Here is a 17,127-nt window from a genome sequence, read left to right on the forward strand (position 1 = left end):
TGCAATATACTAGCATAATGATAGACTGGCGCAACAGCACCACGACAATAAGGCGACTCCCATGGCAAGTGACAACAACGCACCCCCGACCCGGGCGACCCAGCTGGATCAACTCCCCGGCACCGGGGTGGAACCGCCCCTGGTGGCGGACGCGGGCTCCGTCAACTGGGATGGGGAGTTCGATGTGATCGTGGTGGGCCTGGGGGCCGCCGGCGTCAGTGCCGCCATCGAAGCGTTGGACCAGGGCGCTCGCGTTGCTTTCATCGATCGTTTTGAGGGGGGTGGCACCACCGCCCGCAGCGGCAGCGTCATGTACGCCGGTGGCGGCACCGCCCTGCAAAAGCGCCTGGGTGTGAACGACAGCCCGGAGAACATGTTCAACTGCCTGCGCCATGAAGTGCAGGACGCCGTCAGCCCGGGCACCCTGCGCAAATTCTGCGAGGACAGCCCCGGCAACTTTGATTTTGTAACCGCCAACGGCACCCGCTACAGCGGCACCCTGTTCCCCAATAAAACCAGTTACCCGGTGCATGGCCACAGCCTGTATTACTCCGGCAACGAACTGATTTACACCCAGGATGCGGAACCGGCACCCCGCGGCCACCTGGCGGACGGCATCAAACGCTTCACCGCATTCGGCCCGGCTTTCATCGGACCCCTGATCAAAAGCGCCCTGAGGAAAGGCGTCACCCCCATCCGCAAGAGCCGGGTCAATCGGCTCATCCTCAACCCCGCGGGCGAGGTCATCGGGGTGGAAGCGCAACAGGTGCGCGGCGGTTGGACCGGGTTCAAGCACAAAGTATTTTCCACACTGGCCTCTTATGCCCAGATCTATTTCGCACCGGCCGCCAAGGGTTATCGCAAAAAACTGTTCGCGTTGGAACAGCACTGTGCCAAGCCGGTACGCTATCGGGCCAAAGGCGGCGTGGTGCTGGCGGCCGGGGGATTCATACTTAATAAAGACATGACGGAACAATATCTGCCGAAGTTTCAGCGGGCACTGAAGCTCGGCACCACCGGCGATACCGGCGCCGGCATTGCCCTGGGGGTCAGCGCCGGAGGGATGGCAGAACGGCTGGGCACCGCCACCGCCTGGCGTTTCATCAATCCGCCGGTGGATTGGCCCAAGGCCGCCATCGTCAACCTGCAGGGCAAGCGCTACGTCAATGAAGCCATGTACGGCGCCGTCATCGGCACCCGCATGATGGCGGAGAACAACGGCGAGTGTATCCTGGTGATGGACAAACCCCTGTTCGAATCCAGCCTGGCCAACCTGAATTTGAAGCATTCCCGGTTTGTTACCTGGATGCAGGCCAAAACCGCCGTGCGCACCGCCAAATCCGCCGCCACCCTGGAGGCCCTGGCACAACGTCTGAAGATTAATCCACAGACCCTGCAGCAAACGGTGGCCGACTACAATGCCGCCGCCCGTGGCGAGCAGGCGGACCCCTTCGGCAAACAACCGGGCGACATGAAGGAAATCCGGCAGGGCCCGTTCTATGCCATTAATATGTCCGCTGGCAAAGGCGACATCACGTCGGTGATCTCTTTGGGAGGGCTGCAGGTGTGTGAACAGACCGGGGCGGTACTCAACCAGAACGGTGAGCCCATCCCCGGCCTGTTTGCCGCCGGCCGCAGCGCCATCGGTGTGGCCTCCAACGCTTACGTCAGCGGCTTGTCCATTGCCGATGGGGTATTCTCCGGGCGCCGGGCCGGCGCCCACGCTGTGCAGCGGGCCCAGTCTGCCGCCACCGGCCGGCACACGTCAGCCGGGCAGCCTCATGCTCATGCCCCAGCCCAGGCTGAAGCCCCTGCTCAAGCCCAAAGCCCTGCCCAAGCCAGGCAGCCGGCCTGACATGAAGACGGCCTTCATCACCGGCAGTGCCAGCGGCATTGGTGCCGGACTGGTGAGCAAGCTGCTGGAGCAGGGCTGGCGTGTGTTTGCCGGTCACCGCAGTACCGACCCCAGCGGCGCCCCTTGGTACGGCCACCACAACGTGATCCCGGTGCAGTGCGATGTGACCCACCCGGAGCAGATCGAGCTCGCCCAGCAGGTGATCCGCCAGGACAGACCCCAGGGCCTGGACCTGCTGATCAATAACGCGGCCTACTCCGGCAATTCCGGCGTGGTGGAGGCCGCTGACCTTAACGACTACCGCTACACCTTCGAAAGCAACTTCTGGGGGCCGTTGCAGATGTGCCGTGCCATGATGCCCCTGCTGCGCCAGGCCCGTGGCCGCATCATTAATATTACTTCCGCCTCCATCTACCTGACGATTCCCATGGGCTCCTCCTATCCCGTTTCCAAAACCGCCCTGGACGCCCTCACCCGCCACCTGCGCATGGAGCTGGCGCCGTTCGGGGTGGAGGTCACCGCCCTGGCCCCCGGTGGTGTGGCCACCCCCATGACGGCGTTTGGAGCAGAGCTGAGCGAGCAGCAATGGCAGGCGATACCGGAGCCCTTGCGCAGCCAGTACCGGCAGTATTTTCTGGATGGCGCCAGCGCCGTGTCGGACAATTTCAAACTGTATTCGCCAGAGGCCTTCGCCGAGCGGGTCTATCGCAAGGTGATCTGCGCCCGCACGCTCAAGCCCGCCTATCTGATCGGCCCGGGGGTGGCAGCACTGCCCTGGCTGCATCGATTGTTGCCGGTGCAACAGGTGCAGAACATCTGGTTGCGCATGTTCAGTGTGAAGAATTAAGGGGCAGACATGCGAAACATTTTTGTTTCCAAACCCCCCGGCATTGCCTACCATAACGAGTATTGGTTAATCAGCGCCCCTTATCCGCTCTAATTGATCACTATTAATACAGTCATTTGTCTCTCTGGAACGTAATCGATATCGACTTCGATGTAGGAAGCAGCATCATGCCCACCCTGCGATCCCACACCACCATTCTGTTCGCTGATTTGTCGTCCTCCACCCGCATTGGGGAGTCGCTCGACCCTGAAGTGTTCGCAGAGTTGCTGGCGCGGGTGCGCAAACTGGCGGAAGAGGTGATTACCCGCCACGGTGGCGTCATCAACCAGTTTTATGGGGACGGTGTGCTGGCGGCCTTTGGCTTTCTTGAGCCGCGGGAGGACGACGTGCTCCGCGCCATCACGTCTGCGTTGGAATTGCATGAGGCCGTGGCCAGAATTCCACCGGTTCCCGGTCTCGATATCCCCAATTTCAAGGTACAACTGCACTCCGGCATTCACTCCGACCTGGTGTTCGTCCAGGAAGGCGACAGCATCCAGGGGCGCTACAAGCTCACCGGCGATGCCCTCAACACCGCGGCCCGCCTCTCGGACGCCGCCAAGGCGGGGGAAATCCTGGTCAGCGCCGCCACCATCTGCAACCTGCTGCCCTATTTCAATACCGTGCTGGTTCCGCCCCTTAAGCTGAAAGGTAAGCGCAATGAGCTGGATGCGTATAAGGTGCTGAGTCGTACCCGCGTGCGAACCCGGTTTGAAGCCAGCCGGCAGCGGGGCCTGCGGCAGCTGATTGGCCGCGAGGAAGAGCTGAAACAAATGTTCGGCGAGTTCGCCCGACTGCAACAGGATGGCTGTCAGTATTTTGAATTGTGCGGCGACCCGGGCATCGGCAAAACCCGGCTCTGCGAGGAGTTCCTGGCCCAAACGCCCCACAACACCGTCGTCCTCAAAGCCTATTGCGAAAGCGGTGACAGCGGGCGCCCCCTGCAGCCGTTTATTCAGGTCATCAACACCTTGTTCGGGCTCAAGTCCAACACCATCAAGCTGGATTCGCGCACCCGTTTCAAAGACATCCTGCGACTGAACTACACAGCGCTGACCCATTTCGAGGAAGACTACCTCGCCCTGCTGGAACTGGCCGATGGCGACCCCAAGGCCATCGACAGCACGCTGCTGGCCCAGCGCAGCATTGCCGCCATCACCGCCCTGATTCGCCACCTGGCCAAGCATAAAACGGTGGTGCTCTACCTGGACGACTGGCACCTGGCTGACGACCTCACCTCCAAGGCCCTGCTCAACCTGATGCGGGAGCTGGACCGGTATCCGGTGTTCATCGTCACCGCCACCCGCGTGCCCGCCTATCAGTTCCGCAGTTTTCGCGGCACCACCCTGTATCTGAACTCCCTCGATCTGGAGCAGAGCACCCTGCTGGCCTCCGGCCTGTTCAATCCATCCTTGCTCAAGCAGTTTGCCAACACGCTCTACGAGCAATCCGGCGGCAACCCCCTGTTCATTGAGGAGTTGTGCCAATCCATGAGCGCCGCCCCCCTCAGCCGGATCTATGACGGCCAGCTGGATTCAGTACCCGTCACCCTGTCCGGGCTGATCGGAGCCAGGCTGAAGCGCCTGCCGGGGGAATTGCACCAGTTAGTCAACATCGCCGCGGTATTGGGCAACAAGTTCGATCAGTGGCTGCTGGAAGCGGTGGCCGGGTCACAGGTCACCAGCGAGCGCCTGACGGAGCTGGCCAGCTTTGACGTGATCTACCAGGGCGGCACCGAAGGCACGCTGCGCTTCAAACATGGCATCACCCGGGACGTCGCCTACGACAAAATCGGGTTTTATGAAAAGCGGGCAACCCACGCCAAGACCGCCAAGGTGCTGGAGGCCAATCTGCACCAGCGGGGCAGCGACAACTATCTGGAGCTGCTGGCCTATCACCATCAGGGAGCGGAAGATCGATTCAATGCCGGCTTCTATGCGGAACTGGCCGGTGACCGGGCCATGGCCACCATGTCACTGGACCGCGCCGGCTCACAGTACAAACGGGCCCTGGCCATGCTCGATCCGGACACCTGTGCCGAGAGCTCCTACGGGCGCTGGAAATCCATCCTGCTGAAATTCGGCTGGGTCAGTGTATTTGACCCGCTGCTGGACCACCGGGAATCCTTCCAACGGGGCCTGGTCCTGACCCGGGTGCATGACGATTTCGAAACCATGGCCAAAATACATTACTGGCTGGCCTACCTGTATTACGCCCTGGGCGACGCCGACCACTCCATCGAACACTGCGAACAGGCCCTGGAGCTGGCCCGACAAATGAGTGCCTGGCCCCTGCAGGTGGAAACCACCGCCCTACTGGGACAGGCCAAAGGTTCCGCCAGTGATTACGATCAGGCCCTGGTGCTGCTGGATAACGCCATGCAGGCCAAGCAACTGCACTACAAGCGCAAGCACTTGAGTGTGGGCTCCGCCTACGCACTGGCCTGCAAGGGCACGATCCTGGGTGATCAAGGCCTGTTTGACCCAGCCTATCGCTGCTTTGACACCGCGCTGGAATCTCTCCGTGGTGCCGATTATTTCCACGTGGAGGGCTCTGTGCTGGGTTTGTATTCGGCGGTCAACCTGTGGCAAGGGCGCTGGGAAGAAGGCCGCGACATCGCCATCCAGGCACACCATGCCGCCCAGCGCATCAGCCGTTCCTATATGTCCAGTATTTATCTGTCCCTGGCAGCCTTTGCCGAATGGAAAATGGAGGGCAACGAATCGGCCATCAGCGTCGTGCTCTCCCACACCAGCAACCTGGAGCAACACCACAAGTACCTCTATCTCTCGCTGAATTATGGCTGGCTGGCAGAAATGCTGGTGTCGGTGGGCAAGTGGCAGGCCGCGCGCAAATATGCCGCCCGTGCGCTGGTGCGGGCCCGGCATAACGACCGCCTGGGGGAGGCAATGGCCAATCGCGCCCTGGCCCTGATTGCGGAACATCAGCACCCGGGCAGTTTCCGGAAATACCTGGACCGGGCCATCAGCTCCGCCCACATCCGGCAGGCCCGCCACGAAACCGCCAAGAACAATCTGCTCTGGGGCAGCATACTGCTGCGCCACAAACAGCAGACACAGGCCCAGCATCACCTGGACCTGGCGCTGCGTGACTTCAAGGCCATGAAGATGCCCTGGTTCTCCCAACAGGTGATCGACCTACTGCAACAGAGCAGCGCGTCCGCCTGATTCAAGCCTTGGGCGGGGCCGCCTTGCTGGCGGCATTATGGTGTCCACTGCAGGTGGTAGGTCTCGGGAAAGGGGCCGTCCTGATAATCCATGGCAGAGGTCGCCCGCAGCCCGTCCAAACGCATCACCTGGCGCACCATTTCCGGAATCATGACCCTGCCAATGTGCTTGCCAATGCAATCGTGGGAAGCAAAACCAAAATTGAAATGGTGATACCAGTTGCGTTGCGGAATGAACTGTTCCGGGTTCAGGTGGCAATAGTCATCGAACATGGCTGACTGGGTCAGCATCAGGACATTGGTGCCTTTGGGGATCGTGGTCTGACGATCGGTACCCCGGGCGATGGTGTACTCCTGGGACAGTTGACGAAACAGGAACGGACTGATGGGCACAAACCGCAGCGCCTCCCACACCATGGCATCAAAGTGTTCCGGATCGGGGCTGGCAGCCGCCTGTCGGGCCTGCGCCAGCAAGTCCGGTTGTTCCAGAAAAAACCGCACGGTCTGCGCTACTGCCTGGGACGTGGTTTCCACCGTGCCCACCAGCAAGCCGCCGATGTTGGCACCCAGACGTTCCAGCGGAAAATCCACGTTTTCAGCGAAGCAGGTCAGCAGCATCCGTTGCACAATATCGTCCCGCAACCGGATGGGGGCAAACCCCAAGCCGCGACGCAGCCGGTTAAAGGCGGCCAGCGGAGTTCGTATCAGGCGCTCCCGGGTGTTGACGGAAATGAGTTTGCGCACCAGCAGGGCCTTGATGTAGCGCTGCATCTCTTGCACACAGCGATCCTGTTGCTCTGCTATGTACTGGGATTTTTCCGGCGCATGCAGGTTGAAGGGTTGATTGTGGAACGTGTTGTACTGATTCCAGTAGGACCAGTCCAGCAGCTTGTCGGTCGCCACGCCGTCCAGGCCAAAATAATCACGCACCAACACCGTGGGCACGATACGGCTGTAATGGCGGATCATCTCCATCGACCCGGCGCCAGCCTGCAACCGATCCCGGGCCGCCTGCGCCACCAGCTCCCTGATCCGGGGTACGTCATCCCGATTCAAAAAACCCAGCATGATGGCCCGTTCCCGTTCGTGCAGCGGGTTGTCGTCGTGGGCCATCATAAAACCCGGGTCGTCGTCGGTAACGCCCATCTTGGACCTGTACAGCGCCACAGTAAAAATCCTGGGCATCTGCAGGGCATCCCGAATGTCGGTAAAGCGGGACAACAAGGTACACTCGGGGGTCACCAGGACCGGCCGCTCGCGCCGCAACTGCGCAAAAAAAGTCAGGGGTTCCGTTGCCATCCACTGTTTGACCAATGGAAATTGTTCAGCTTCCGATGCCGCATCATATTCCGCCAGGTAGTCTCTGGTCATGGATACCTCCGTCTCCATGGGAATGTTTCAGCAACAATGAATGGAAATCATACACTGAATCCGGCTTGACCCGCGACACGGTTGCGCGCCAACAGATCCTGCACGCTGCGGGTCTGCTCAATCAGGTCCAGCCCATAGCGGGTGAAGGTCTGCTCGTTGTAGACGCTTTTGGCAAGCAAGGGGTTGGTGTAGATCTGGGTAAAGGCATCGTAGGCCACCATCGCGTTCAGCAAGTCGCCAAACAGGGCACCCTGTTTGCCGGGCTTCTCTGCGAACAGTCCCACCACAAACTCAACATTATCGATGTGTTGGTATAAATCGCGCAGGCGCCGTTGCAGGTCCACATCATCGGTGAGCTCGGCAAAGGATTTGAGGGGTTTGATGCCGAATAACGGATGCCGGAAGGCGCGCCGGTAGGCATTGAAAGGCTGCAACCGGAACTCGCGCCCCATGCGCAGGGTGGCGTGTTCCGCGCCCAGCAGAAAGTCCGGCACATTGCCCAGGCCGATCTTGCCCGCCGCCTGGGTCGATGCGAGGGTCATCAGCTCCCCCAGCCCCAGATCTTCCAGCACCTGGTTGTTGACCCGAAAATCGGTGTGATCCACGTCCTCACCACGCACCTTGATGGTGGTGGGCACCAGCCCATGCCAGCGATACAGCAGATCAAATTCCATTGAGATCCAGGGGTCCCGGTACCAGGGCGTACACTCGGCAAACCCGGGATCAAATTTAAAGATCGGATAACCCGCGATGTGATTGATGTACTCCTCCACCACCAGCTTCATCAAAATAACGATGTTGATCATGCGCGCCGTCTGAAACAAGCGCTCATCATCCCACTGCGGGCCGGTGTACTGGGATTGCAAGGCGCGACAGATCCGGTTGTGTTCCCGCAAGAACAGGGTGCTGACCGCCACATACCCAATGGAGGAATTGCCCCGCTCCAGGCCGGTGGCGTACAGCTTGTGGCGACGCTCCTGGGGCCAGCTGCCAAAGATCAGGTCCAGCTTCTCGGCAGAGGCATAGGGCAGTCGCCGGTAGTGCGGTTTCACCTGCCACTGACCCTGTTGATCCAACTCCCCCAGATAATCCGGAAACTCCTCGCCGTGGATCTGCTGGCTGCGCAACAGGCCGCCCGTGCCGGTTCGCAGCAAACGGGTGGTGGTCTCTTTCAAACCGTAGATCTGGCACAAATCGATATTGTGGTTGGAAGTGTTCTTGCGGCGGTCAAAGGAGTCAATGCGCAATACGCTGTCGGTGAACCACTGGGCGAAGAACATGAACAGCAGCGATGAGCGATCGGTCTGCATGGGACCCTGGCGGCGGAACAGCTCCGTCACCTCACCCCAGCGCTGGGTCTGCGGGTCGAAGCCCGTGTCTTCCGGTAACCCTTCCACATAGGTGCGCTCCGCCGGGGGCAGGTGACGGGCGGAGAATTGCTTGTCGATCAGCATGGGCCAGGTGGTGTATTCACCCACCTCGCCCCACGCCTCCCGCGGCTCCGGTTTGGGGTGATGGGACCACAAGCTGAACGGACGCGGTCGCGCGGACGTGGTGGTGCAGTAATAATGGGTGGCCACCCGGTTAACCCATTTCCCCAACACTGGCAGAGAGTTGACGGACTGGACTACCTGTTTGATTCCACTCATGAGGCGCTCCTTACGCTCGCGATAGCCATATTTCTACTATGCCTTTACTGCGGCGATATTACACACGCATTCTGAAGGTTTGGCAAAAATACGGATCTTGATGTAAGGACGAAATGCGCCTCAACCCAAACCGCTATTGCGGTCCGGGGTTGCCTTTAATGTCTCCAGGTGCGCCATCAGGTCTGCAAACTCCTGTTGCAGCTGCGCCAGATAGGGTTGCAATGCTCCCGGGTTTGAGCCCTGGGCTTCTGCCTCTAACGTCTGACACAGCTGCTGTACGCGAACGGCACCCAGGCTGCCTGCGGAGCCTTTCAGCGCGTGCGCCAGCGCGGCCACCCGGGGCCCATCACCTTGCTGGATAGCCGCCTCCAATTCCGCGACCCGCGCCGGGGAGACTTCACAGAAGATCGCAATCATCTCCTGCTCCCGCTCCGGTTTGTGACGTACTCTGCGCAGCAGGGCTTCACGGTCCAACAACGGAAATTCCGCCAGCGCGACCGGTGTGGCATCGGCTGCCCGGGGTTTGGCGATGGGGCCGCCAGCAACAATGGGGTGCCTGCGTTTGATCTGGTTGATCCAATACACCAGCTTCGGCTCCAGCTCCGCCGGCTCCAGGGGCTTGGTAATGTAGTCATCCATCCCTGCCAGCATACAGCGCTCGCGGTCACCCGCCATGGCACTGGCGGTCATGGCCACAATGGGCACCTTGCGCGCTGCTTCGCCCGACAGGCCACTGCGGATCTGACGGGTGGCGGTATAGCCGTCCATCACCGGCATCTGGCAGTCCATCAGCACCAGATCGAACGCGGATTCCGCCAGGGCATCCATCGCCTCCTTGCCGTTATCCACGGTGACGATGGAAGCGCCGGAATCTTCGATCAGACCCACTGCCACTTCCTGGTTGATCTGGTTGTCATCCACCACCAGAATGCGCACGCCACTCAGATCCAAGGCCGTTGCCGGGCCCTCTGCCTGTCCTGCTCCAAGGCCTGGGCCGGACTCACGCCGGGCCGCGGATTCCAGTTCCGCCGAGGCGGCGCCTGCCTGCCACGGTTGCTCCGGCTCACCCTGCACCCGTCTCAGCAAGCGCAGCAATTCTGCGCGGGTGACCGGCTTCACCAACCTGAATACATTGTCGTGATCGGCGGCGCCGAAGGCATCGCGATCAATATGGTGGATCATCAGCGCGAGCGGCTCCGATGGCGCCGCCACAAGCCCTTCCGGCATCACTTTCTCATCCAGCAAGCGCAAGCGGTAGCCGGGCGAAGAATCCCCATCGGCGGGCAGCGAGTCAACACAGTCCACCTGCTCTGCGCCCCAGTGTCGCAATTGGCGGGCGATGGTATCCGCCACAGGCTGGCACGGGTCCACCACCAGAAACCGTTGCCCACTCAGGTCCACGTCGGTCGTGTTGGCTGTGGCTGCCGACACCCCATCCTGGATAATCTGGCTGATCGTAAAGCGAAACGTACTGCCCACCCCTTTAGTGCTGCTGACCTCAATACGACCGCCCATCATCTCGCACAGTTGACGGGTGATGGACAGCCCCAGGCCGGTGCCCCCAAACTCGCGGGTGACGCTGCTGTCCTCCTGGGAGAAGGCTTCAAAAATGGAGGTCAGTTGGGTCTCGGCAATACCGATGCCGGTGTCTTCCACATCGACGCTGATGGTGCAATGGCGATCATCGACGGCAGCGGACGTCACACGCACCTGTATCCAGCCACTGTGGGTAAACTTCAGGGCATTATTGATCAGGTTGGTGAGTATCTGACGCACCCGGTTAGGGTCGCCAATCAGGTGCGGATGATGCAGGTTGATGCTATCCACCACCAGCTCCAGACCCTTCTCGTGAGCCCGGACCGACATGGACACCGCCACATCGGAGATCAGGCGCTCCAGGTCATAGCTGACATGATCGATCTCCAGTTTTCCGGCTTCGATTTTGGACAGATCCAACACATCGTTGATCAGTGATGCCAGGGACCCGGCACTGGATTCCGCCATGGCCAGATAGCGTTGTTGCTGCTCCGGCGTGCCGGCTTTACGCAACAGTTTCAACATACCGATGATGCCGTTCAGCGGAGTACGGATCTCGTGGCTGACGTTGGCAATAAAACTGCTTTTGGTCTGGCTGGCGGACAACGCCTCGTTACGGGCCTGCTCCAGTTCCCGGGTTCGCTCCTGCACCTGCAGTTCCAGGTTCAGGTTCACTTCGCGTATTTTGCTTTCCGCCTCAATCTGTGCCGTAACATCGCGGAAGATGGCGGAGATTCCCATGATGGTACCCTGGTTGGCGATGGGGGACAGGGACACGGTGGCATACAAGCGGGACTGATTGCGTTTTTTGAGCGTGAGGCTGACCGGTTCGTGGTATTTGCCATCGGCGATGGTCTTGATGGCCTGCTCCAGCACGGCCTGCTGCTCCCCCAACCCCAGCACGTCACACAGCGGCTGGCCTTCCACCTGGCGGGCGGAATAGCCCAGCATGTCCTGGGCAGAGGTGTTCCAGTGCTGAATGTTACCCGCCGGGTCCATGGCCACGATGGCATCCGATGAGCCTTCGATAATGGACTCAAAGCGGGCCTGGGTTTTGACAAGCCGCAGGTTCTTGTTGAGGTTGGCCCGGAAGATAAGCAGGAAGACCAGCAACAGCCCCACAATGCCACCACCGACCAGCAGGGAACGGGTACTCTGCTCATACAGCAGTTGCTCCACATGAGTCTGCGACAGCAATAGCGCCAACACCATGTAGTGATCCGTGACCCGTTGATCCAGGGGAACGGTGGACTCCTGATAGAAAAAAGCCCGGCCGGTGTTGGTATCCCGCACCAACCCCAGGGCAGGCACGGTGCTGGCAACCGTCTGGTACAGATCCTCCCAGGTGAATTGCCCTGCCAGTTCGTGACGGAACGCGTAATTCGCCACCGGGTGGGCGATCACATTCCGCTGCGCGTTCATCACCACCAGGCCCAGCTCAGCAGGCATATCCAACGCCAGGGCACTGAGCAGCGCCTGCGCATCAAAGTTCAACACAACCATGCCGAATATGTTGTAGTCCGCATCGAACACCGGCACCCCGATTCGATAGGTGGGCTGATGGGGGAAAACGATTTCCCCATACTCGCGGTTGAGATTGATCTCTGACACATAGATCTGGTCGGGCTTCAGCTTGCTGATATCCTGCACATAAGCCCGGCCACCCTTTGCCTGCAGTTCCCGGCCACGGCGGACCTTGATGTTGCCGCCGATCCTGTCCACCCGCACCAACTCCCGGCCGTTGTCCGCCATCCCGATGTAACGCACCTGTTGCACCGAGGGATTATCTTCCAGATAGGCTTCGAAAATGATTTCCAGTCGCCGCTTCCACTGGGACAGGCGGGTATCATCCTCCGGGTCCACACCCCCATTCCGGGTGGCGCGCACAATCCCCCGTACCGGCGGCGTGGAATAGAGAAAATGGGCTTTGGCACGATCTTCCTGCAGATGCCGCTGCAGCAGGTTTGCCCGCAGGCTCAGCTGCTCAGAAATACGCTGGGCTTGTTGTTCATAAATACGGGTGCGGGTGGACTCGTGGGTATACCACCCCAGCAACACCGCCACCACCAGGATCACCGGTACCGCTATTTTGAGAGGCAGTTGCTTCTCGTCCTGCATGAATGCACCTCGCGTCAGATTTTTCGCAGTGCTGCCTGCTCCTGCCCTTTCGACTGGACCACTCCGATGGTGGCCACCAGATCTTTCAGGGGAACCGCTGGGGAGTAATAAAACCCCTGCACCACATGGCAGCCTTTGCGCTGCACAAACTGCAGTTGCTCGACACTCTCAACCCCTTCTGCCACCACTTCCAGTTCCAGGCCTTCGGCAATGGCGGTAATGGCGCTGACAATGGCCACGTTCTGCTTCTTCTCAATGGCCATAAAACTGCGGTCAATCTTGATGACATCGATAGGATACTGGGAGACATAGGACAGGCTGGAATAGCCGGTGCCGAAATCGTCGATGGCCAGCACTACGCCCATTTTACTCAAGGCGCTGAGCTTGCTGGTAATAGCGTCGGAATCCACCATCAGCATGCTTTCGGTGATTTCCAGCTCCAGGGCTTGCGGCGGCAAACCGCTTTCCTGCAGCGCGGCTTTCACAATGCTGACGAAGTTGGCGTGCTCGAACTGGCGGGGGGAGACGTTCACCGCCACCCGATAATTCACCCCCTGTTTGACCCGCAACTGCTGCACGTCCGCACAGGCCTGTCGCAACACCCATTCCCCCAGGGTAGTGATAAACCCCGTGGTTTCTGCCATGGGAATAAACTGGGCCGGGGGAATCATACCGCGCTTTGCATCGGGCCAGCGCAGCAGTGCCTCCACCCCCACCACCAGTCCGTTGCTCACATCCAGCTGGGGTTGATAGTGGAGTTCCAGCCGCTCATGACGGAAAGCCTCATGCAGGGCCTGTTCAATGGCCAGGTTTTCCAGATTGTTGGACGCCAGGCTGTGATCGAATACCTTATAGGCGCTGCGGCCACTCTGTTTGGCATGGTACATGGCCATGTCCGCGTGCTTGAGCAGGGTTTCCGGGTTATCCCCATGTTCCGGATACAGGCTGAATCCGATACTGGGCGTCACCACCAGATTGTTCAACCCCACGGTAATGGGCTTGGCCACCAGCTCCAGAATTTTGCGGCACACCCGCTCCACGTCTTTGATGGAATCAATGTCGGGCAGCAGCACCACAAATTCATCGCCACCCATGCGACAGACGGTATCGGATTCCCGCACGGAATGCAGCAGCCGTTCGGCCACGGTCTTCAGCAACTGGTCACCCGCCAGGTGCCCCAGGGTATCGTTAATGCGTTTGAAACGATCCAGATCCAACACCAGCACCGCGAGACCACCCTGCTGCCGTTTCACCCGCAGCAGCGCCGTTTGCAGGCGATCCTGCATCAGGGTGCGATTGGGCAGGCCAGTGAGGCCATCATGGTGGGCAATGTGTTCGATGTACTCGTTGGCCCGCTTCTGGTCGGTGATGTCATAGGCCACCAGCAGATAACCGGTCACGACACCGTCCTCACTGCGCAGGGTATTCACCGTCAGGTTCACCGGCAGGGTGGAGCCGTCCTTACGCACATAGGTCCATTCGCAGCCTTCCACCACCCCGCGCCGGGCTTTCTCCACCAGGGCCTGAAAGCCGGCCTCAATCTCGGCACCCAGTTCAGCGGAGAGCAACGCCGCCCGGGTATCCAGTTCACCCTGCTCATGAAACACCTTGGCATTCTGCTGGTTAACCAGCTCATCCCGTTCATACCAGAGCATGGCCTCCAGCGCGGGGCTGACGGCGATGATTTTGCCTTGAATATCCGTGGCCACAATACTGAAGGGGGATTGTTCGATGATGGATTGGGTGAGCTGGTGCGCCTGCTTCATGACCCGCTCGGCCTGCTTGCGGTGACTGATGTCCACCACCGTGGCCAGCACCCGTTGCTTGCCGTGCATCTCGATGCCGCTGAGGGAAACCTCAACGGGAATTACCGCGCCCTTGTTGTTCAGCAACTCCAGGTCCATGCCCTCACGCATGCGGCGGGGGGTCATGTTGTCGAAATAGTTGCTGATCAATGCCTGATGACCGTGGCGGGATTCGAACGGCACGAAGCGATTGATGCTGATCTCGTTCACCTGCTCGGCCGTGATCTCCAGCAACTCGCAGGCTTTGCGGTTGGCCAAAACGATCTTGCCGGATTTCTCCACCGCCAGCATGGCCACCGGAGCCAGGTTGATAACCCGGTCCAGCGCATTCAGTTGTTCCACCTGATGGGAAATGTCCGCCAGGGTGAGCACGTGGCCGGAATCCCCCAGCAGGGAACAGCGGATTTCCAGCACCGCATTTGGCAGTCGCAGCTGGAGGGGCTCCCGTTGATCCGCCAGCAGCGCCTGCACCAGGGCGTAAGCCGCTTTCGGGTCCTGCACCCCGTTCAGTTCACCGTGGGCGATGCACAGGCTGATCAACCATTTCAACTCGGACCCGGCAAGCTTGTTCTCGCGCTCGATCTGGAACAGTTTGCGAAAATACAGATTGCAGTACTTCACCCGCTGGTGCTCATCCAGCACCACCACCCCCTGGGTCAGGGCATCCATGGTGGTATAGGAGATGTGCTTCTCCACCTCCAGCTGCTGGGTCAGTTGGCGGGCCCGCACCTGCAGCTGGTGCTTCTCGGTGGCACGCGTCAACACTGGAGCGATGATGTTGAGGTAATTGCCGTCGGCGTCTTTGGAGATGAAATCCGCTGCCCCCAGCCGCAACGCAGAAAACGCCAGGCTGATATCATTGGCGGCGGTCATGATGACCACCGGGATCTGGATGCCCCGGGTGCCGATTTCCTGCAGCAGCTCAATGCCGCTCAGGTTGGGCATGTAGTGATCGGTCAGCACGGCATCGAACTTGGAGCTCTGCAGCGCCTCCAAAGCAGAAAAACCGTTGTTGACGTGGTACACCGAATAGCCTTCATCCGCCAGCATCGGTTTCACCAACGTGGCCTGAACCAGGTCATCTTCCACATACAGAATGGATTTACTCATGGGCGATCAAGTCCCTGTTCCTTTGGCATCGTGACTCTGTCCTTATTTGGGGCGGCGTTCTGTCAAGTAAGTATAGTTGACTCTGGTCAATACATGTAACGGTTGGAGGGAAAAGCACTTAGGCACCATACCCTTAGCGGTAGGTCGAGCTAACGCACGTGACGGCCGCGGAACAGGTCAGCGATGGCCGGCGGATTCGAGGCAAAATACAAATGCAGATAGGTTGCGGTCAACGAACCGGTGCGGTAAATGGCTTCGCCTGGGGCCGGGTGATTCGGTCGCTGGCCAAAGGCAATGGGTTGTGGCGTCTCCAGGCTGGCGGAGCGATGATGAGCGTGCCCCCGCACCACCCCTTCCGGCAACGGCGCCGCTTGCATGCCCTGACACCCGCCCCGCTCCCGCATCACGCCGCGGCCCGGCATCAGGCCTGCCATGGGGAACGCCGCCCCCTGCAGATTGGCAAGGCTTTGCAGGCAATAGAGAAAGCCGCCACATTCAGCCAGGATCGGCTTGCCAGCGGCGTGGCAGGCCCTGATTGCCGCCAGCATCGACCTGTTCGCCGCCAACCGTTCTGCATGCAACTCAGGATAACCGCCGGGCAGCCAAAGGGCGTCACAGGGGGGAAGGCTGGTGTCGTCCAATGGGGAGAAATAGCGCAGGCGGGCGCCCATGGCCTGCAGTAACTGCACATTGGCCTCATAGATGAAGCTGAAGGCCAGATCCTTGGCGACAGCAATGGTTTTGCCCACCAGCAGCGGTTGCACCTGCACCTCATCCGCGAGGGCAAAGGTCACCGGGGGCAGGCTATCGAGCCAGCGCAGCAGGTCAGTCTCCTGCAGCAGGTCGGCCCCCTGTTCAAAGCAGCGCTCCAGTTCTGCGGCCGCTTCCTGCGCCTGCACCAGCCCCAGATGGCGTTCCGGCAGGCGGATGGCTTCGTTGCGGGAGATGGCCGCCACCAGGGGCAGTTGAGGTGATAAGGTTGCCGCCACCAGATCCCGATGGCGTGGCGAAGCGCAGTTGTTGGCCACCAGCCCCACGATCTGATAGTCGTCCCGATACCGGGCCAGACCCGATGCCACCGCCCCGGCGGTTTGCGCCATGCCGGCCACGTCCATCAACAACAGCACGGGGAAGCCGAAGGTGGCCGCCAGGTCCGCACTGGAGGGGGTGCCATCCAGCAGGCCCATGGCCCCTTCCACCAGGATCACATCCGCCTCCTGGGCCGCCCGGTGCAGCTGGTGCCGACACCAGGCCTCCCCGGCCATCCACAGATCCAGCTGTGCCACCGGCCGCCGGGATGCCTGCTCCAGGATCTGGGGGTCCAGGTAGTCGGGGCCGGTTTTGAAGACCTGCACCCGCTTGCCGGTGCGCACCAGCAACCGGGCCAGCGCCGCCGTAAAGGTGGTTTTGCCCTGACCGGAGGCGGGTGCCGAGATAAACAGGGCGCAGCTCATAGGGGGTTCCTAACAGATTTCGGGGCAGACATACTAGCCCGAATTTCTCATGAGGGGATAAAAGAAAGCGGCTGAAAGTGTTAAAATTTCAGGACCTTACACCATCAATCAACACCAACAACCGCTATCCAAAATGGTACCTCAAAAACTGACCTT

8 protein-coding genes are annotated in these 17,127 nt (G+C 60.2%); 3 read left to right on the forward strand and 5 right to left on the reverse strand.

All coding sequences use genetic code 11. The features are described from left to right. The first annotated feature begins 61 nt into the window (after nucleotides 1-61). From D9N14_RS17805 to D9N14_RS17815, 3 genes are all read left to right on the forward strand, one after another. On the forward strand, nucleotides 62-1,855 hold the full coding sequence (locus D9N14_RS17805) for an FAD-binding protein (protein WP_290582229.1): 1,794 nt from the start codon (nucleotides 62-64) through the stop codon (nucleotides 1,853-1,855). After that, nucleotides 1,788-2,702: an SDR family NAD(P)-dependent oxidoreductase gene (locus tag D9N14_RS17810; RefSeq protein WP_290582231.1), complete on the forward strand. Its 915-nt coding sequence runs from the start codon at nucleotides 1,788-1,790 to the stop codon at nucleotides 2,700-2,702. The genes D9N14_RS17805 and D9N14_RS17810 overlap by 68 nt, the downstream gene beginning before the upstream one ends. A 167-nt stretch (nucleotides 2,703-2,869) precedes the next feature. Then, nucleotides 2,870-5,929 carry an ATP-binding protein gene (locus tag D9N14_RS17815; RefSeq protein WP_290582233.1) on the forward strand — a complete coding sequence of 1,020 codons (3,060 nt, stop codon included), beginning with the start codon at nucleotides 2,870-2,872 and terminating at the stop codon, nucleotides 5,927-5,929. Between the two features lie 35 nt (nucleotides 5,930-5,964). Here D9N14_RS17815 and D9N14_RS17820 read toward each other — a convergent pair whose 3' ends face one another. The 5 genes from D9N14_RS17820 to D9N14_RS17840 form a co-directional block, all read right to left on the reverse strand. Then, nucleotides 5,965-7,299 (reverse strand): cytochrome P450, encoded by a 1,335-nt coding sequence (locus D9N14_RS17820; protein WP_290582235.1) that lies wholly within the window; start codon nucleotides 7,297-7,299, stop codon nucleotides 5,965-5,967. A 47-nt stretch (nucleotides 7,300-7,346) separates the two neighbouring features. Further along, the gene (locus tag D9N14_RS17825; RefSeq protein ID WP_290582237.1) at nucleotides 7,347-8,948 is read right to left on the reverse strand and encodes a peroxidase family protein; all 1,602 of its coding nucleotides are present in this window, start codon (nucleotides 8,946-8,948) and stop codon (nucleotides 7,347-7,349) included. A gap of 120 nt (nucleotides 8,949-9,068) precedes the next feature. Further along, complete coding sequence (locus tag D9N14_RS17830) at nucleotides 9,069-12,602, reverse strand: ATP-binding protein (protein WP_290582239.1); 3,534 nt, start codon at nucleotides 12,600-12,602, stop codon at nucleotides 9,069-9,071. 14 nt (nucleotides 12,603-12,616) lie between these two features. Further along, nucleotides 12,617-15,517: an EAL domain-containing protein gene (locus tag D9N14_RS17835; RefSeq protein ID WP_290582241.1), complete on the reverse strand. Its 2,901-nt coding sequence runs from the start codon at nucleotides 15,515-15,517 to the stop codon at nucleotides 12,617-12,619. A gap of 149 nt (nucleotides 15,518-15,666) precedes the next feature. Beyond that, nucleotides 15,667-16,971: a cobyrinate a,c-diamide synthase gene (locus D9N14_RS17840; RefSeq protein ID WP_290582243.1), complete on the reverse strand. Its 1,305-nt coding sequence runs from the start codon at nucleotides 16,969-16,971 to the stop codon at nucleotides 15,667-15,669. Nucleotides 16,972-17,127: the final 156 nt, after the last annotated feature.

This window comes from Ketobacter sp., from assembly GCF_003671495.1.
Lineage (GTDB): Bacteria > Pseudomonadota > Gammaproteobacteria > Pseudomonadales > Ketobacteraceae > Ketobacter.